Source organism: Spirochaeta dissipatitropha (assembly GCF_054657935.1).
The window spans coordinates 1-18,549 of record NZ_BAAHXT010000002.1 but is presented as its reverse complement, the minus strand read 5'-3'; the positions used below and the strand labels follow the sequence as shown (position 1 = coordinate 18,549).

Genomic DNA, 18,549 nt, shown 5'->3' with positions numbered 1-18,549 from the left:
ATACGATTCATGGCCTACAATATGGACATGAAAATCGGTCAATTTGTCAAACTGTACATTTTCTCTTCCCTCGGAGCAGCTCTACTGACAGGGAGTATCTCGATAGGTGCGCTTGTCTGGTACCTGTTCAACCTTCCATTCGGCATAGCGGCGGTTATTACTGTCTGGCTAGGAGGGAGCATTCTGCTGTTCAGCAAGGGGAGTGGAGGATCTGCCATGATCGGGGAGAGAGACCGTCAGCGTTGGCAGCAGGAAGCAGACAGGCTTGAATCTGCGACCGGAAAAGCCAGGCGCCTGGGTAGAATGCGCCTGCCGGATCCGGAAATGAAGCGTCTGGCAGAGCTTACCTCCATTCGTGCCGCTGCTTACTATGCCGAATGCCTGAGAAAGAAAACCTATGATCCAGCGGCAAATAATGCAATCGAGGAATCGGTGGAAATAGCCGATGCCTGGCTTGGCCACCGGGACCAGCTGGCAGGAGCCAGACATTTTGAGGGCCTTGAACAAAGCGACACAGAATCAATTACAGAACGCAGTCGTAGCCTGCTGCAGGATCGAATAAAAATTATAGAAGCAGCCACACTGGAACTCTCCGGCGGTCTGACTTCTGCAGATGTACTTTCAATTAAAGAGGAGCTGGAACTATGAGATCATTCCGACCACGGCTGATGCGGTTGATGCGACTGTTGCTACTGAGCACACTGATACTACTGACATTTTCAAGCCTTGTATCCGCCCAGAACCTGAGCGCTGAACTGGTATCCAACGATATTACGCTCGTACTGGGACCAAACGGTACCGTGGAGACTTTCTACAGTATAGAATGGAATGTTACACGAGGCACAATGGGGGCTTTCTACTTTGAAGGTGAAGCCTATCGTCCAGTATGGAACTACGAAGAAAGTTTTCTTGACCTGGAAGATGGTACCCGTCTGCCCCTGGAAATTACACATCTTGGTGGAAATAACCGCTACGACATTGTGCTGGCAGATGGGAAGCGTTATTCCGGGCGCGCCTGGTTCATACTGAATTATGCAGGCAACTTTGCCGACCACGGGCTTATCGGTGCGACCAGTCATCCGGAATTCGGTGATCTGGTGTATTTCAACTGGGCACCTGTTCAGTGGGATTCCAGCCTTGAATACCGCAGTGTCAGACTTGTACTTCCGGTAGAGGTCGACGGGCCGGAACTCAGTCAGGAAGTAAAGGACGCAATCCCCATGCGGACCGAAGAATTCGTCAACGCCCAGAACAGAATTGATTACTACGGCAGCGAGGGTGATGATGGAAGGTACTATCTGACCATCTTGTTCTACCAGGAAAATGTACGAGCCAACGCAACACAGCAGCTGACACTGTATTTCCCCGATTCCTGGCTGGGACTCAGCACTGAATTAGGCTATAGTGAGACTACAACAGAAACTCCCCGGACCGAAGTACAGACACAGAGCTACACCAGCCGGCACCAGCCAACCCCAAGACTTAGCGCCGCTGATTACTGGAAAAGAAACCCGGCAGCCGCGGTCGGAGTATTCGGACTTATAATAGCCTTCTCGCTGTATGCCTTCCGCCGCCGTTACCTGAGCTATGAAAAACGTCGCGCCATGGTAGAGGGTCTGGCCTGGGCAGGTGATTCCTGGACCCCACCGAAGCTCCTGGCTGGAACCTACCAGATCCCCGGAAAGGTTCATGAGGATCTGCATCCCGTAGAGGTTGCCTTACTACTGGAACTTGAGCTGCCGAGAATAGCGGCGATTATGCTTGATGGCCTTCAGGAACAGGGGATTATTAAAGTTATACAGGAGAGCCCACTCCAAACGGAGATCATTTCCGATACCAAGGCTGAACATGATTATGAAGAGCGTTTCCTGGCCGTGTTCAACTCCTCAGGGGAGGTGATGCCCGGACTCATGGCGGACTTCTTTGAGTATGCAATCAAGAATCTTCAGGAAAAGCTCTGGGACTGTGACATTGAAGCTACCAAGGCTTACTACCGGGAAAAGCTGTACGCGATGCAGGAAGAGGAAAAAAGACTTGAAGGCCGCCCTGAATCAGAGCGCCTTGCATACCGGCGGCGGTATCATCATTATTACTACTGGCATGGCTATTACATGATTCACAGCCGACCGCAGCATCTCAGGGGCATCAAAATGCCGGACGGCATGAGCGGAGGTTTTGCGGATTTCATGCGCTCCTCCGGCTGTTACAGTGGCTGCTATACTCCGGCTAACGCAGCGGGAACGGTGAATGGTTGCCATTCTGCATGTCACAATGCCTGCCATGACGCCTGTCATTCGGCCTGTCATTCGGCTTGTCACTCAGCCTGTCATTCGGCCTGTCACTCGGCCTGCGTTTCGGGCGGTGCACGCTAATGGCATGGCTCACAAAAAATGTCAGAAAATCCGATCTCGGGAAATGGGAAGAAAGCCTGTCCTGGATCTATGATTTCTGGGCAACATTGAGCGGCTTTGCCTATGTCCGACGGGAAGACCATGTACTCATTATTCCGCCGAACATGGTATACAAGACCAACGGAACCGGTGCAGGATTGATTAATTACGTGGAGTCCGGCGGCCGCTTTCGAGACCTCCCTGGATTCAGCCCCGAACGTGCTGCCCAGATTGACGCCTTCTTTCTCGATATTAAAGCCGCCTACGAAGGAAAAAACCCACAGCTTGAACTACAGCAGTACGATTTCAATTTCACCCGTCTACCGATTCTCGGAGAAATTGCAGTAACCTACCGCTGTAATAACCGCTGCACCTTCTGCTATGCCGGCTGCGAGCCCGACGAACACACGCACGAGCCGTTCCACGATCAGATAGATGAACTCGACACCGCAGGTTTCAAGCGAATAATCGATATATTCCGCGACGAAGCAAAGATTCCATTCTTTTCCTTTACCGGCGGGGAACCAACATTGCGCGAGGATCTGGAAGAACTCATTGCCTACGCTGTATCGCTTGGACTTCAGGTAAATATGGTCAGCAACGGCACCCTGTCCACAGCAGAGCGAGCCAGATCGCTGTACGAAGCTGGACTCAGAACAGCGCAAATCAGCATAGAAGCAGCTAACGCCAAACAGCACGATGCCCTCTGCGCCGCCCCTGGATCCTTCAACGCTACAGTATCCGGAATTCAGAATCTCATGGCAGCCGGTATTCATGTCCAGACCAACTCCACCCTGACAGCCCGTAATCGTGAATCCCTGCTCGAGCTTCCGGATTTCATTCACAGCCTCGGTGTCCGCCGCATGGCTATGAACCTCTTTATTCCTGCCGGAACCGGGCTCGTAAATAACCGGCTCAGAGTACCCTATTCCGAAGTCGGTAGCTTTATAGATGAAGCCCGCCGGCGGGTGGAAAATCTCGGCATGGAGTTTTTCTGGTATTCTCCTACTCCCCTGTGCTATTACAACCCGATTGCCAAAGGACTCGGGAACAAAAGCTGCGCCGCCTGTGATGGACTCATTTCAGTGGCCCCCAACGGGGATGTGCTGCCCTGCTCTTCCTGGCCAGAAGCTGTCGGCAATCTTATTGAAGACGGGTTTGAAAAAACCTGGTTCAGCAGCAAGGCAAAGTGGCTGAAGAACAAGGAATACGCCCCGGATGCCTGCCGTGAATGCGGCTATTTCACTGCCTGTCAGGCGGCCTGTCCCCTGTACTGGAAGGTATGCGGATACGAAGAACTGGAGCGCAGCGGCATGGCCTGCTGGAACAAGAAAAGGAGCTGTATATCATGACACGTAAATTCTCGCTGTTTAATCTTTCATTCCGTACCCGGATTATCTATTCGGCCCTGCTATACGCGGTCTGTGTCAGCACACAAATCCTGACTGGCTCATTCTTTCCCGGATTGATTTTTGTTCTACCGGCCTGGATGCTGCTTTCAATGAAGACCATAAGCAACAAACCGGATGATCAGGGTCTGGAAAAGTGGCGCGCTGTTGGTGAAGCCGAGGTCCACAGAATTGCAGATACCATAGAACAGACCAAAAAAGCCCAGATGAAACTTGCTGTTCCCGCGACCTTAAAAACCATCGGAATGGCCACGCTGATCATAAGCGCCATTGTACTGAGGCGCCAGTCCCCACACAGCTCAATGGCACTCTTTGATCTGGCTATCTTCTGCGGCCCGGCCTATTTTAGCGGAATGGTGAGTCTGCATATGCCCCAGGAACTGCGGACAAAACTGCAGGTCTTCATGCCGATTATGAATGCCAGCCGTCCAAAGGATCTGGTACTGACACCGTATGTACGCTTTGATGAGGATCCGGACAAGAATGAGATTCCGGAGGATCTCAGATTCATGCTTGAACCCAGAAGAAAACCGGATGAACTCGTCGGCGTGCAGCTGCAACTCACCATGAATAACGGACCAAACGGACCAGTACCATACATGTATGCTGTTATTCTCATGCACGGCCGCAAGTCCGCACTCTACCAGAAGTTTGCATCAATGGATATCAGCGGCTATGTAATTGAACCGGGCGGGGATGACGAGTACGGAACTGTGGTCGTACGTCAGCAGACTTCAGGAACCGGCTACCATACAAAAGAACAGGACTGCCTCCGTTTGTATAAATATGTTCAGTCAGCATTGCTGCAGCATGCATGAAAATCAGGACGGAGAGAATGCAGAGAACTGGTCCACGGAATCATCCTCCAGCATTGACACAATGGCATGAGGTTTTAAAATTGATATATTCGTATCAAGGGGGAAATCCCGAGTATTCAATGTTGCCAGAATATCTACCTTGTGTACCTGCATAAGTGCGATAAGATTCAGATCGTGGATCCGCTTTCCTGATCCCTGCCACAATAATACCGAGTCGGACAGCGCAGCAAAGACCGGCTCGGTTTCCTCCAGGAACACACAAAGACCCCGAAACCAATTGACATTTTTCTGACCTGCTTCGATTGACATACCAAGGCCATTCACATCCGTCGACCTTGTGCATACGACCATATATTCCCGAAGTATCTGGCCGCAAACACACAGATGAACACCGCATGCATGGCTTATCCGAAGCAGTTTTCTGCAAACCTCGTGGTCATTCCTCGATGCATCAGTAGCTGAAAGAAGGATATTCGTATCAAGTAGCAGCAAGCTACCTCGCTTGATCACTATACATATCCTCCCGTCTCCAGGTCCCCTGTGAACCAGTAGTAACAGTAATCAGCTGCTCAGGATCACAGTCCTCATGTTCTGGAACCCGCACTGCTGCCTCCTGTAGAATAGCCCGAAGTTCTCCCTGCATAGAACGATGATGCATTTTTGCTCGTTTCTGCAGTTTCATTATTACTACAGGATCTACATCACGAATATGTATCGATTTCATACTGATAGCATAATGCTATCAGAATAGAAGATCAAGAATAAAAAAAGAGCCCGGCCGGATCTTTGTCCGACCGGGCAGTACTGCACCTGCATATGTAGTTTTCAGTCGACACGGATGCTGCTGTCCAGCTCAACCGCCTCGCCATATTTATCCTGCAGCTGATTTTCGATTTTCAGTTTGATAAGATCACTGTCTACGCTTCCCGACAACTCGATTTTCGGCTTTCTCCTGAAAATAGATCCGCCTTTCACGACATTAATCAGAAGTTTGGAGGTATCTCCAAGTGTGGGATCACTTTTCAGGTTATCACTTACCTCCTGCAAAATCTTTCCTACCGTTAATTCACTCATAATCAACTCCTTGACTAAGAGTTTATGGAGTTAGCGTCAAGAAATTTGCGAATTTATGTCAAGAATCTGTCAAGATACCTGATTAACTATCCATATCTCCCGCCCCGAAGGCGCCGGGAAGGAGTCTGGCTGCAGTTGTATGTTCTACTGCATCTCCCATGTTGGCGAGGATGACTTCGAGCTCTGAGCCGCCAAGTTCAATTATGACCTGGCGGCAGGCTCCGCATGGGCTGATTGGCCCCTCGGTATCCCCGACGACAGCCAGGCGGACGAAATCACCAGCCTGGACGCCCTGAGCGAGAGCAGAAAAAAATGCGGTACGCTCGGCACAGTTAGTTAGACCATAGGAGGCATTCTCGATGTTGCAGCCATGAAAAATTCGGCCGTCGCGTGTTTCAAGGGCTGCTCCGACCTGGAAATTCGAGTAAATCGCACGCGCCTTTGCTCTGGCTGCTCTTGCTTCCTGAATCAATTCCTGTTCTGTCATTTCAATGCTCCTTTTCAGACCGCTCCGATACGCTTCCAGATCACCGGATTGATTTCCGGGGCTGTACTGCTGATTCGCACCGCCTTCTGCACCATCCGGACTGCCTGTTCACAGTCTTCCTTGCTGCGGCCGTGCACCTGCATGAGAGACTGTCCCTTGCTGACCTCTGCTCCCAGCTCGATTATTCCACTCAATCCAACAGAAGGATCGATTTCCTGATCGCTACGCAGGCGTCCCCCACCAAGTGAAACTACAGCCAGACCAAGCTGCCTGGTATCGAAGGAAGATATATAGCCTGAGTCAGTTGAGGGGATATCCATGACGACAGGGGCAGCAGCCAGATACCGATCAGGCTTCTCCATAAGATCTGCAGGTCCCCCGAGAATCTTCACCATACGACTGAAACGCTCGGCTGCTTCTCCAGATTCCAGGCTTCCGAGTAGCATGGTCTCCGCCTGCTCTGAATTCTTTGCCAGACCACCTGCAATTAGTCCTTCTATGCAGAGAGCCATAATCACTTCATGAAGACGCTGCGGTCGATCTCTCCCGGATAAATAATCCAAAGCGCAACGGACTTCAATTGCATTCCCGGCACATGGAGCGAGTGATTGATTCATATCCGTCAGCAGGGCAGAGGTTGCCATTCCGGCACCATTCCCCACCTGCACAATTGATTCAGCCAGCTCCTGCGACAGTTCAGGTGTCGGCATGAAGGCACCGGATCCAACTTTCACATCCATAACAAGAGCGTCCAGACCGGCCGCGAGCTTCTTGGATAAAATCGAAGCAGTTATCAGTGGTATTGATTCAACGGTTGCGGTGACATCCCTGGCGGCATAGATCCGCTTGTCGGCCGGGGCGAGGTCAGGAGTCTGGCCGATTATGGCCGTACCAGCTTCACGCACGGCCCGTGCCAACTGATCCGGACTCGGAAAAGGGTTATAACCGGGAATACTTCCGAGCTTATCCAGTGTCCCGCCGGTGTGACCAAGTCCCCGGCCGCTAATCATCGGGTTAAATCCGCCGCAGGCAGCAAACATGGGACCAAGCATGAGAGACACTGTGTCGCCAACTCCACCGGTTGAATGCTTGTCAATTATCGGACCTGGAAGATCAAGGGATTTCCATTCCATTACCCGGCCTGAATCACGCATGGAAAGTGTCAGGGAGACACACTCGTCCCGGCTCATACCATTCAGAAACACTGCCATGGCAAGTGCTGCGATCTGGGCTTCGCTTACAGAATCATCTGTAACTCCACGCACAAAATCTGCAATCTCATCGGTATTCAGTTCCTGTCTGTCACGTTTCTTTCTGATTATTTCCTGAGGTATAAACATAATTCATCTCCTTTGCAAAGCTCTGTCCCCGGATTTCACTGTCAGCCGGGTTTCCCAGCAGCAGATCAAGCGTAGTAGCGGCAATGTCTGCGAAGCTGCTGCGGGTGCCCAGTTCAACTGCTTTCAATGCCGGACCGTACACCAACACCGGTATATACTCTCTGCTATGATCCGTTCCCTTGAAGATCGGATCACAGCCATGATCTGCACAAATTATTACCGCGTCATCCTCACCCAGTAAGGGCAGCAGGGTGCCAAGCTGGGCGTCGAAAGCCTGTAATGCGTCCCGATATCCCCGTACATCCCGTCGATGACCATAGACCGAATCAAACTCAATCAGATTTACAAAAACCAGACCACTGGAATCAGAACCAGCCAGTTCTATGGTCTTCTGCATTCCCTCGTCATTGGTTTTGGTAGGAAAGGATTCATTGATTCCACGCCCTGCGAACAGGTCCGATATCTTTCCCACTGATGTCACAGATTTGCCGGCGCGTGCGAGAACATCCAGCATTGTAATACCAGGAGCCGGCATAGAATAATCATGGCGGTTTCCTGTCCGCTTCCAGGAACCTTCCGTTCCGATAAAGGGCCGGGCAATGACCCGCCCGACGTTTAGCATTTCACGGGCCGCTTCACACCAGGAATACAGGGTCTCAAGCGGAACAATTTCCTCATGAGCTGCAATCTGGAATACTGAATCTGCAGAGGTATAGATAATCGGATATCCGGTCCGGCAGTGCTCTGATCCGAGCTCGGCAATGATCTGTGTTCCCGATGCAACACTTCCGCCCAGGGTTTTCAGATTGATTCTCGATTCAAATTCTGCGGTGATTTCCGCGGGGATGCCCTCAGGCCACACCATCAGAGCCTCATCTATGGGCAATCCGGCGATCTCCCAGTGGCCGACTGTAGAGTCCTTTCCTTTTGTAACAGATGCTGCCCTGCCCCAGGAAGCCCGCGGGTTATCTACAGCGGATACTCCTCGAAGCGGGAGAATATTCCCCAGTCCACAGGACTCAAGCACCGGAAGTTTTAGCTCAAGGGAATCGTCAATATGACCCAAGGTATTCGCGCCGAGATCTCCATATTCTTCTGCATCCGGGAGATACCCGACACCAAGGCTGTCCAGCACAATAATGAATACGCGATTCATCAGTACGCGCCTTCTGCAGCCGCTGTGCCCCCTACTATTTTCACACCGCTACTGGTACCAAGCCGACGCACACCCATGTCGATGTATTTCCTGGCTGTTTCGGCATCCCGGACACCGCCGGATGCCTTGACCAGTGCCTTGCCTGCTACGGTATCAAGCATAAGCTGCAGATCTTCAGCTACAGCTCCTCCGCTGCCAAAGCCGGTTGAGGTTTTTACATACTCTGCTCCGGCAGCAACAGCCCTTCTACAGGCTTCAACCTTCTGCTCATTCGTGAGGTAACAGGTCTCAATTATGACCTTCAGCAGTACTGCCCCAGCGGCTTGTTTTACTGCACGGATCTCGGCTTCGACATCGTTATAGCGTCCGTCCTTTATCCATCCGATATTGATTACCATATCGATTTCCTGTGCTCCGAGGCGAACGGCTGTGCTCGCCTCGAAGGCTTTGACTTCCGGAGCCATTGCTCCGAGCGGGAAGCCTATGGTTGAACAGGCCTTCACATCCGATCCCGAAAGCTGCTCCCGAACGAAGGGAATCCAGCTCGAATTTACACAGACGGAACAGAATCCATGTTCGCGTGCCTCTGTGCATACTTTGACAATATCAGCCTCAACTGCATCTGCTTTCAGTAGTGTGTGGTCAATGTACTTTGCCAGATCAGAATGGTTTGAATTTACACCTTGCTCGTTATTTTTCATCTTCACATCTCCTTGATTTTGTCAGCGTTTTCCCTTGTCAAACGGCTCGCCCAGTGCGCGAGGTGCATGTGTAGTTTTGGAAAAAGCAGTTAGTGCCAGAAGGGTCACCACGTACGGGAATATTTTCAGAATTATCTCGGGTATCGCCTGCAGCGCCGGTTCTGCCTGCGAAGCATTGGCAATAGTCATGGCAAAGCCGAAAAACAGGGTTGAACCCAGAATCCCCAGGGGCTTCCACTTCCCGAAAATAAGAGCGGCCAGCGCCAGAAATCCCATACCCGAAACAGAGCCGCTGAACTCCCCTGAATAAGTCACCAGGATTGCAGCCCCGCCAAGACCGGCGAATGCTCCGGACAGCATGACACCAAAGTACTGCATCCTGTAGACGCTGATGCCGGCCGCGTCGAGTGCTTGAGGATGCTCACCAGCAGCCCATAGCCGTAAACCGAACCGGGTAAAATACAACAGGAAATATCCGAATGCCAGGATCCCGAGAATTATCCAGGTAGTCGCATAGGTCTGACGGAAGAGCAAGGGACCGAGAAGCGGAATCTCCGACAGAACAGGAACGCTGAAGCGTCTCAATCCATGTCGCAACTGGATATTGCCGGATCCTGTCATGGTCCTGGCAAAAAAGATGGTCATAGATGCGGCAATCATGTTGATTGCAATTCCACTAATGACATGATTGGCATTGAGATTCACACAGGCAAAGGCATGCAGCAGCGAAAAAACTGCCCCTATTGCCATTGCAACGAGTAGACTGAGCCAGACAGCATTCATACCCCATACAGGATACATATATGATATGAATACTGCAGAGGCAAAAGAGCCAACCACCATAAGTCCTTCAAGTCCAATATTTACTACACCGCTGCGCTCACTGAAAAGACCGCCCAGTGAGGTAATCAGAATCGGCATAGTAAAGGCCATTGCATATGGAAACAGATTAACGAGAATATCATACATCCTGATTATCCTCCCTTCGATTAAAAAGCATTTTCAGCTTACCGCTGCTCAGGAGTTTACGAATTAGTACGCTTGTAGCCGCAAAATAGATTATGGATGCGATAATTGTATCTCCTACTTCCGGCGGAATATCCGTCATCGCCCCCATGAAACCTTTACCGGCCTGCAAAATACCAAAGAACACTGCCGCACCGACTACACCAACCGGAGAGGAGGCACCTAACAAGGCGACCGCGATTCCATCCCAGCCTATGTTCGGCATGATTCCGATTTCCATGTTTACTGCATAACCGGTATAAAAACTCAGCCCCGCAAGGCCCGACAAAGCACCGGCTATCATCATGGAACTGACAATATTACGTTTGACTGCTATTCCAGCATTTTCAGCTGCAAAGCGATTGAATCCGACTGCTTTGAACTGGTAACCCCAGACAGTCCGGTTCAGAATTATCGAGACGATCAGTACTGCAACGAGGGCAAAGAGAATTCCGAGGTTGATATATGAGCCGTCAAAGAGTTCAGTCAGCCATGGAACACGCAATGAGGCCCGCATAGGCAGTCTTCGAGATTCAGTTGCCAGGCCCAGACTGCTGAAGTGAATCCGGATTGTATAATATGTAATCCAGTAGGCAATCCAGTTCATCATTATACAGGCAACGACCTCATGCACATTAAATTTTGCCTTCAGGTAGCCGGGTATCATTCCCCAAAGCGCACCTCCAGTGAGTGCTGCTACAGTGGTTATACTTATCATGAGGGGCTTTGGCAGATTCAGTGTCAGGCCGAGAATCGTGGCCAAGAGACCACCGATCAGGACCTGACCGGGAGAACCTATATTAAACAGTCCGGTCTTGAACGCAAAAGCCACTGACAAGCCGGTCAGAATGAGCGGAGTTGCCATTGCCAGGGTATTTCCCATGCGCTCGACATTCATCAAGCTTCCGGCAAACAGGTAATAATAGCCATCAATAGGATCATTCCCGGTGAGGAGCATAAGCACCGCACCGGCAAGGAGGCCGAGCAATACAGTACAAAGTCCAATAACCAGTTCCTTGTTCAGGTGAAACCGCATCACATTTCCTCCCTGTGTACGCCGGTCATCATAAGGCCAACTTCCTTCTCGTTGGTCTCGGAGGCATTAACAATGCCGATCAGCTCTCCGTTGTTAATGACAGCAATTCGATCCGACAGATCAAGAATCTCATCCAGCTCCAGTGAAACAAGCAGAATAGCCTTCCCCGCATCGCGTTGTGCGACAAGCCGCTTGTGGATATACGAAATACTACCCACATCCAGACCACGCGTCGGCTGCACAGCTACCAGAACCTCGGGATCAAGATCTATCTCTCTTCCCACAATAGCTTTCTGTTGATTCCCTCCGGACATTGATCGTACGACTGTTGCCCCGCCTTCACCTGCCCGCACATCAAAATCCTTTATAAGTTTTGCAGCATGTTTACGGATTGCAGGAAATTGCAGAAAGCCGTTTTTTGCATACGGAGGCTTCATGTGTGTTGAAAGTACAAGATTGGACTGCAGGCTGTAGTCCAGCACGAGTCCTCGCTTCTGACGATCTTCAGGTATATGGGCAACACCCGATTCAATCCGTTCCCGGATACTGGAACCCGTAATATCCTTCCCTGCCAGCATAATCCGACCGGATTCAGTTTTCCGGAGCCCGATCAGAGCTTCAACCAGTTCTGTCTGACCGTTACCTTCGACCCCAGCAAGTCCAAGAATCTCGCCGTAACGCAATGAGAGAGACAATCCCTTGACAGCAATCGATTTACGGGAGCTCATAACCTGCAGATTCTCGATCTCAAGCGCTGTTTCGCCTGCACAGGAATCCTGCTTGTCCACCGAGAAGCTGACTTCACGGCCGACCATCATCTCGGCCATTCTGGCCTCAGAAGTACTAGCTACATCCACCGTTCCAATCAGCTTGCCACGGCGGATAACGGTGCATCGATCAGCAATTGCCTTTATCTCTTTCAGCTTATGGGTAATCAGAATAATCGATTTGCCCTCAGCAAGGAGATTACGCATAATCTGCATAAGATCCTTGATTTCTTGAGGTGTCAGCACGGCAGTCGGCTCGTCAAAGATAAGCACATCTGCGTTACGGTAGAGCATTTTAAGGATCTCGACCCGCTGCTGCATTCCGACCGAAATATCTTCGATTTTTGCCCCAGCGTCGACATTCAGACCATATTGCTTTGAAAGCTCCTGAACCCGGGCAGCAGCACGCTCCATATCGAGCACAATGCCTCGGCGAGGTTCGACCCCAAGAACAATATTCTCGGTAACGGTAAAATTATGCACAAGCTTGAAGTGCTGATGAACCATTCCTATGCCAAGATTGTTGGCAATAGTAGGATTATCAACATGAATCTCTTTTCCCCGGACCCGGATAAAACCAGAATCCGGCTGATACAGGCCGAACAGAATGCTCATTAATGTTGATTTTCCGGCTCCATTCTCACCAAGCAGGGCCAATACCTCCCCCTGCCTCAGCTCAATGCTGATATTGTCATTGGCAACGACACCCGGAAACTCCTTCCGGATATTGATCATTTCAACGACATACTCCATATCAGACCTCCCCGATATCTTTCAGGATTTCTGCTACTACCGTGCAGAAACGCTCGGCAGCTGCATTGGCAGTCTTTACTACCTCTTCATGTGAATGCTTCACTTTGGCGATTCCGGTCGACATGTTGGTAATACAGGAGATTCCGATTACTTCCATGCCCATATAGCGGGCTGCTATGACCTCCGGCACAGTCGACATTCCGACTGCGTCACCACCAATGGTCTGCATAAAGCGAATCTCTGCAGCAGTTTCATATGCCGGGCCGGACACGCCAACATACACACCCTTCTGAAAGTCAAAGCCCATAGCCAGTGCCTTCCGTTCAGCCAGGGCTATCAGTTTACTGGAGTACGGCTCGGTCATATCCGGAAATCTCGGTCCCAGGCGCTCATCATTCAGACCTATCAGTGGATTGTCACTGAAAAGATTAATATGATCATGTATAAGCATGAGATCACCCGGGGTAAAATCCGGATTCATTCCTCCTGCGGAGTTGCTGACCAGCAATGTCCCGGCTCCAAGCAGTTTCATGAGTGCAACAGGGTAAACAACGGTCCGCATATCATGTCCTTCGTAGTAATGAAAGCGCCCCTGCATTGCCACGACCGATGTGCTTCCAATTCTCCCGAAGACGAGCTTTCCAGCGTGTCCCGCTACTGTGGATACCGGAAAATGCGGTATGTCATGATAGTCGATCCATATTGGATCTTCTATTCGCTCTACCAGCCCTCCCAAACCAGAACCCAATACGATTCCGGCTTCAGGCTCGGTGCTGCAGCGTCCACGGATATACTCAAGTGTTTCCTGGAGTTTCTCGTAGATACCTTTCATTCAGTCCCTCCCTCAAGCGGCTTTTCAAACATGTCCCCGCTTCTTGTAAAACCCATTTTTTCAAGATAGTGATCGTGATTACTGTTGCCGACAGGAGCCTGCAGCATTCTGAATCCTTTCTGACTGAAAAAGCCCGTCGGATCATAGACAAAACTGCCCATTTTAAAATCCCGGTATTCTGGCCGAACAAAATCAAGCTCAACACAGAAGCTACGATCCCCGGCCTGTCGGCCGGCCAGTATGCCTATAGGCACAGCATTCTTCACCAAATAGAAGACCTGAATATCTTTATCATTCTCCATACTGAACCCGGGAAAAAGGCGCGCAATTTCTTCTTTGTGTGTATCGAGAAAACAATACAGATATTCGTCGCTACCGCTGAGTTCCATGATGCTGAAATCTTCGATTTCCCGATACATCCGCATGAGATAAAAAATGTTGGTGAGTACAATAAACAGATTCAGAAATGCTACAGGGAATGATCCGATAATAAATCCATATACGGAGAACAGGCTGGCACCAAGCAGATTCAGCCAACGAAGTCTCACTATAGAACTCATTGTCAGCGATACAGCAACCAGTACCGAAGCTACATAGCCGAACCATTCCACCAATGCGATACCGAAAAATTCCATGTTATACCTTCCCGGGATTCCTGATCCCACTGCTGTCTCTGGCACAGAACCGATAGGGCATAAAAACCTCTCTTGGTTTATCCTGTACACCATTAATACTGTCAATAATCATATTTCCGGCAATCTCACCTGCTTTATGATATTCAAAACTCATGGTCGTGAGCCGGGGTTGGGTATAGGAAAGCAATACAGGATCATCCACACATGCTACAGATACATCCTGAGGGACGCGATACCCGCTTCTCTGCAACCACCCCAATGCAGCTACCGCCAGACGATCTGTAATACAGAAAATCGCTGTAGGACGTTCGGCTTCCGGCACTATTGTCATGAACCTGGCGGCGCCGGTTTCTCCAAAAGGATATTCAAAATCACCAATCGACATAAGCCGCTCATCGAACTCGATACCATGCTCCAGAAGAGCGTCCATATACCCACGTTTCCGATGAGTACTGATATCCACATCATGATCAGGTACCGCAATGCATCCGATCCGGCGATGTCCAAGCTCTATCAGGTGCTCTACCATCGTCTTTGAGGCTTCATAGTTCTGCAGTCTGACCGCAGAACAACCAAGCTGCTCACCGGAATTACCATATATGACCAGGGGCATCTGCATCCGGCGGACCATCTCGACATGACTGTCTGTAATTCCAGTCGCGAAATAAATAACTCCATCTACACGCTTTTCATAGAAGAGCCTGAAATATTTCAGTTCATCCTCCTGCTTGTCCCTGGTATTAGCAAGCAGGATGTTGTAACCATTCCGATTCAGGACATCCGTAATGCCTTCAAACACTGACGCAAAAGTCGGAAGATCGATTCGAGGCAGCATTACCCCGATAGTATCTGTCTTCTTGCGAAGCAGATCCTTGGCCAGGGAATTCGGCCGGTACCCGGTCTCGGCGATCATCTGCTCCACCCGTTCCTTGATTTCAGGACTGACATAGGCAGAGCCGTTTATTACCCTCGATATGGTAGAGGCCGAGACACCGGCTTTTTTAGCCAGCTCTTTTATGTTCACACAGTACTCCCATCAAGATACGCGGAAGCAATACGATCATAATAATCAATAATTGACCGTACATACTGACGCTTCTCGACATAGGGCTGGTAAAAAAATGATCGCTTGAAGCCGTAGATTATAATATTCTTCAAGGTCTCACGATCAATTGCAAAATTATCAAGTGCAAGCAGAATTTCATCCGATACGGTTGTGTTGGAAACCAGACGATTGTCAGTACAAAGCGTTATGGAAAGCTTATGCTCGAGCATTTTCTGCAGGGAATGATTGGTAATATTTCCGATTTTGGGGGTCGTCTGCATGTTACTGGTCAGACAAACTTCAAGTGTGATTCTACGGTCAGAAAGATACTGCACCAGATTCCTGACATATATGTCCGCTTCCTCAGGACTCATAGTACTGATCATCCCTGGATCAAACAGATGCAAGCCATGTCCGATTCGGTCAGCATGTAGTTCATTGACTGCCTGAAATATACTCTCAGGGCCGAAGGCCTCCCCGGCATGAACCGTCTTGCAGAGAAATCCTCGGTGGACCAATTCGTATGCCTCAGCATGATCACCGGCAGGATTTCCATATTCAGCTCCTGCCAGATCAAAAGCAACAATCTGTACATCGCTCTCATTCCGGAGTTTTACCACCGCTTTCGCAAGTTCGAGACTTGCCATTCGAATTACTTCTTTCTGACTGGAGAACTCATGAACTTTATAAAAATCCTGGTACCAGGGAGAAAATGCTTGGGTAAAGAAACGCATAGCACATGCAATAATGCCGAAATCATAAGAAGGTTCTCCATCTGAGCGTCTGGAATTAAGTTCAGCGCATGCAGTTTTCAGTCCTTTATCCACAGATTTCATTACCTGATCAAAGGACAGAAAATCCGACATGAGAAGCTGCGGTGCAAAACGGACTTCGATATATCGAACACCCTCTGCTGCATTATCCATCATGAGCTCATAGGCTACCCGATACAATGCAGACTCCGTTCTCATTACCGATGTAGTCAAGCCAAAGCCGCGGAGATATTCCTCGAGACTCTTATAGGAATCCTTGAAAACAAGTTCACGCAAACCTTTTTCATCCTGAGCTGGTAGTTCCACACCAGCCTCTTCAGCGAGGTCAATGAGTGTAGAAATCCTGAGACTGCCATCCAGATGGACATGCAGATCTGTTTTTGGAATTACCTTGATAAACTCCGGGTTATACCATGCCATATGAAGCTCCTTGAATATTAATTCGTGTTTGCAGAACGGCCAGGATCCTGGCTTTGCAGGGAGCTCGAATTATGATTCAAGCTCCCTGCAAAGCCGGCTGCGCTGGGCAGCCGACCCTACGTACATCTACTTGCTCAGCTGATTATGGAATTAGATTTCCACGTTCAGCTGAAACTACGATCTGACCGGCTTTCATTTGAGCCAATACTTCGGACACAGTCTGTTCGGTAGCAGCACTCAGGTTCGGATTCTCGTCCGGAATTCCGATACCGTCGTTTTCAGCATCAAAAATCAGGGTCTGACCACCAGGAAAGTTACCTTCAATCTGCGCCTTGATCATGTCATAGGCAGCAACATCAACAGCCTTCATAGCAGATGTAATAACAACTGATTTCCCATCAGCATACACACCCTGCTCGTATTGATCGGCGTCAACACCGATTATCCAGACACCATCAGCAGCCCGGGCCTTGGCTTCATTAATTGCACCAACGCCTACCCCACCGGCGGCACAGAAAATTGCATCAATTCCACGATCATACATCTGTGCAGCAATCTGCTGTCCAGCAGCCACATCATCGAATGTTCCCTGGTAGATTACATTCCGTGCTTCAAGCTGGATATTTGTACCAAGGTTTTCATTGGCATAGGCAATACCTTGCTGAAATCCCCAGTTGAACTTCTGTACAGGAGGAATTTCCATACCGCCGATAAAACCGAACTCGCCTTCACCGATTTCAAGTGCAGCAGCTACCGCTGCCAGAAAACCTGATTCATGCTCGGCAAAGAAGATAGACACTGTATTGTCACCGACTTTTGAAGAAAAGTTCTCATCAAAAATACCATTGTTAGGCTGGCCATCAATAAGTACGAAGTTTACCTCCGGGTATCGATCCTGCATCTGATAGATAGCAGTCTCAAACTTGAATCCGGGAGTAATAATCAATGGAAAATTAGCATCGCGTAAATTGGTAATTTCCCGCACATAATCTGCTTCTGTAGTTCCCGAAGGTTGCAGATACCTGGTAGTAATAGTAAAATCCTGTGCTGCTCGAAGGATACCTTCCCAAGTTCCCTGATTGAAGGATCGGTCATCAATGGTACCAGCATCTGTTACCATACCTACCCGCAGCGACTGCTCACCATCTGCATCCCTACTTCCGCGATTACAGCTCATTGCAAGAGAAACCACGGCAATAATCAACACTGCCTTGACTACCAGCAGTGCCCCGACACCAAATCTTTTCATAACTCACTCCTTTTGCCTTTACGGCATGAAAATCTACAAGAAAAGCATTGCGAAAAGCTTTTCTTGTAGATTATGCCCGTTTCCAAGAGCTGTCAAGGAAAACTATGCAAACTCTATTAAATTACAGATTTGCTTCAAATTCTTGACAGAGCCAGCAGTAGAATATGGATAAATAGATAGTAGTTCATTCATGTGAGCACAGATAGAGATGGATAAAAGGTAAATTTTTGAATAATAGAGGAAATTGCAAAATTACTTGCAATTTCCTCCTCGCATCAGTAGCGAATTCTCAAGTTGTTTTATCTAAACAACTTGAGAATTTATAATCTTGCGAATGCTCATGCAAAATGTAATTTTGCAAAAAGCTCGATATTGTAAACATACTGAAGATACTATGATATTTGGTAAGCAGTAGTTTGTGAGGATTACACCGCATCGCGACTGGCAACTAACTCCGCTTCCGCATTGCGGAAGCTTCGTAGTCGTTAGGGCACAAAAAAAGCCTGGCCATGGATATCCGTGCGTTCGCACAATGTGCGAGCCGCACTATACTCCGCCAGACTTCGTCTGTCTTCGTTTGCGCGTTTGCCTTCGGCAAGCCGTGGAACCACGCGTTTGCTGCGCAAGCCGCGTTCGTTCCCCTCACGTTCCTCGTGCTT

19 protein-coding genes are annotated in these 18,549 nt (G+C 49.5%); 4 read left to right on the top strand and 15 right to left on the bottom strand.

Annotated features, from left to right (window positions below):
• Positions 1-27: 27 nt before the first annotated feature.
• The 4 genes from ACYQ2L_RS02030 to ACYQ2L_RS02015 are packed head-to-tail and all read left to right on the top strand — an operon-like array spanning position 28 to position 4,617.
• Positions 28-648 carry a hypothetical protein gene (locus ACYQ2L_RS02030; protein WP_460050517.1) on the top strand — a complete coding sequence of 207 codons (621 nt, stop codon included), beginning with the start codon at positions 28-30 and terminating at the stop codon, positions 646-648.
• Positions 645-2,372 (top strand): hypothetical protein, encoded by a 1,728-nt coding sequence (locus ACYQ2L_RS02025; protein ID WP_460050515.1) that lies wholly within the window; start codon positions 645-647, stop codon positions 2,370-2,372. Before ACYQ2L_RS02030 ends, ACYQ2L_RS02025 begins: the two co-directional genes overlap by 4 nt.
• Positions 2,372-3,742, top strand: coding sequence for a radical SAM/SPASM domain-containing protein (locus tag ACYQ2L_RS02020; protein WP_460050513.1), 1,371 nt, complete (start codon positions 2,372-2,374; stop codon positions 3,740-3,742). Before ACYQ2L_RS02025 ends, ACYQ2L_RS02020 begins: the two co-directional genes overlap by 1 nt.
• Complete coding sequence (locus tag ACYQ2L_RS02015; protein ID WP_460050511.1) at positions 3,739-4,617, top strand: hypothetical protein; 879 nt, start codon at positions 3,739-3,741, stop codon at positions 4,615-4,617. Before ACYQ2L_RS02020 ends, ACYQ2L_RS02015 begins: the two co-directional genes overlap by 4 nt.
• 3 nt (positions 4,618-4,620) lie before the next feature.
• Here the strand turns inward: ACYQ2L_RS02015 and ACYQ2L_RS02010 are convergent, their stop codons facing one another.
• The 15 genes from ACYQ2L_RS02010 to ACYQ2L_RS01940 form a co-directional block, all read right to left on the bottom strand.
• The gene (locus ACYQ2L_RS02010; protein WP_460050509.1) at positions 4,621-5,127 is read right to left on the bottom strand and encodes a hypothetical protein; all 507 of its coding nucleotides are present in this window, start codon (positions 5,125-5,127) and stop codon (positions 4,621-4,623) included.
• Positions 5,111-5,341 carry a FitA-like ribbon-helix-helix domain-containing protein gene (locus ACYQ2L_RS02005; RefSeq protein WP_460050506.1) on the bottom strand — a complete coding sequence of 77 codons (231 nt, stop codon included), beginning with the start codon at positions 5,339-5,341 and terminating at the stop codon, positions 5,111-5,113. The genes ACYQ2L_RS02010 and ACYQ2L_RS02005 overlap by 17 nt, the downstream gene beginning before the upstream one ends.
• A 101-nt stretch (positions 5,342-5,442) precedes the next feature.
• Positions 5,443-5,691, bottom strand: a complete 249-nt coding sequence (locus ACYQ2L_RS02000) for a hypothetical protein (RefSeq protein WP_460050504.1) — start codon at positions 5,689-5,691, stop codon at positions 5,443-5,445.
• An 82-nt stretch (positions 5,692-5,773) separates the two neighbouring features.
• Positions 5,774-6,178 (bottom strand): cytidine deaminase, encoded by a 405-nt coding sequence (locus ACYQ2L_RS01995; RefSeq protein WP_460050502.1) that lies wholly within the window; start codon positions 6,176-6,178, stop codon positions 5,774-5,776.
• Between the two features lie 14 nt (positions 6,179-6,192).
• Entirely contained in the window at positions 6,193-7,518 is a 1,326-nt protein-coding gene (gene deoA, locus ACYQ2L_RS01990) for a thymidine phosphorylase (RefSeq protein WP_460050500.1), read from the bottom strand.
• A complete protein-coding gene (locus ACYQ2L_RS01985; protein WP_460050498.1) occupies positions 7,481-8,674 on the bottom strand; it encodes a phosphopentomutase in 1,194 nt (397 codons plus the stop codon). The genes deoA and ACYQ2L_RS01985 overlap by 38 nt, the downstream gene beginning before the upstream one ends.
• On the bottom strand, positions 8,674-9,375 hold the full coding sequence (gene deoC / locus ACYQ2L_RS01980; protein WP_460050497.1) for a deoxyribose-phosphate aldolase: 702 nt from the start codon (positions 9,373-9,375) through the stop codon (positions 8,674-8,676). Before deoC ends, ACYQ2L_RS01985 begins: the two co-directional genes overlap by 1 nt.
• A gap of 21 nt (positions 9,376-9,396) precedes the next feature.
• Positions 9,397-10,344 (bottom strand): ABC transporter permease, encoded by a 948-nt coding sequence (locus tag ACYQ2L_RS01975; protein WP_460050495.1) that lies wholly within the window; start codon positions 10,342-10,344, stop codon positions 9,397-9,399.
• Positions 10,337-11,416, bottom strand: coding sequence for an ABC transporter permease (locus ACYQ2L_RS01970; RefSeq protein ID WP_460051145.1), 1,080 nt, complete (start codon positions 11,414-11,416; stop codon positions 10,337-10,339). The genes ACYQ2L_RS01975 and ACYQ2L_RS01970 overlap by 8 nt, the downstream gene beginning before the upstream one ends.
• Entirely contained in the window at positions 11,416-12,936 is a 1,521-nt protein-coding gene (locus ACYQ2L_RS01965; protein ID WP_460050492.1) for an ABC transporter ATP-binding protein, read from the bottom strand. Before ACYQ2L_RS01965 ends, ACYQ2L_RS01970 begins: the two co-directional genes overlap by 1 nt.
• A gap of 1 nt (position 12,937) precedes the next feature.
• Complete coding sequence (locus tag ACYQ2L_RS01960) at positions 12,938-13,768, bottom strand: purine-nucleoside phosphorylase (protein WP_460050490.1); 831 nt, start codon at positions 13,766-13,768, stop codon at positions 12,938-12,940.
• On the bottom strand, positions 13,765-14,403 hold the full coding sequence (locus tag ACYQ2L_RS01955) for a hypothetical protein (RefSeq protein WP_460050488.1): 639 nt from the start codon (positions 14,401-14,403) through the stop codon (positions 13,765-13,767). Before ACYQ2L_RS01955 ends, ACYQ2L_RS01960 begins: the two co-directional genes overlap by 4 nt.
• A gap of 1 nt (position 14,404) precedes the next feature.
• Positions 14,405-15,427 (bottom strand): LacI family DNA-binding transcriptional regulator, encoded by a 1,023-nt coding sequence (locus tag ACYQ2L_RS01950; RefSeq protein WP_460050486.1) that lies wholly within the window; start codon positions 15,425-15,427, stop codon positions 14,405-14,407.
• Entirely contained in the window at positions 15,424-16,641 is a 1,218-nt protein-coding gene (locus tag ACYQ2L_RS01945; RefSeq protein WP_460050484.1) for an adenosine deaminase family protein, read from the bottom strand. The genes ACYQ2L_RS01950 and ACYQ2L_RS01945 overlap by 4 nt, the downstream gene beginning before the upstream one ends.
• Before the next feature lie 142 nt (positions 16,642-16,783).
• Positions 16,784-17,890: a BMP family lipoprotein gene (locus tag ACYQ2L_RS01940; protein WP_460050482.1), complete on the bottom strand. Its 1,107-nt coding sequence runs from the start codon at positions 17,888-17,890 to the stop codon at positions 16,784-16,786.
• Between the last annotated feature and the right edge of the window lie 659 nt (positions 17,891-18,549).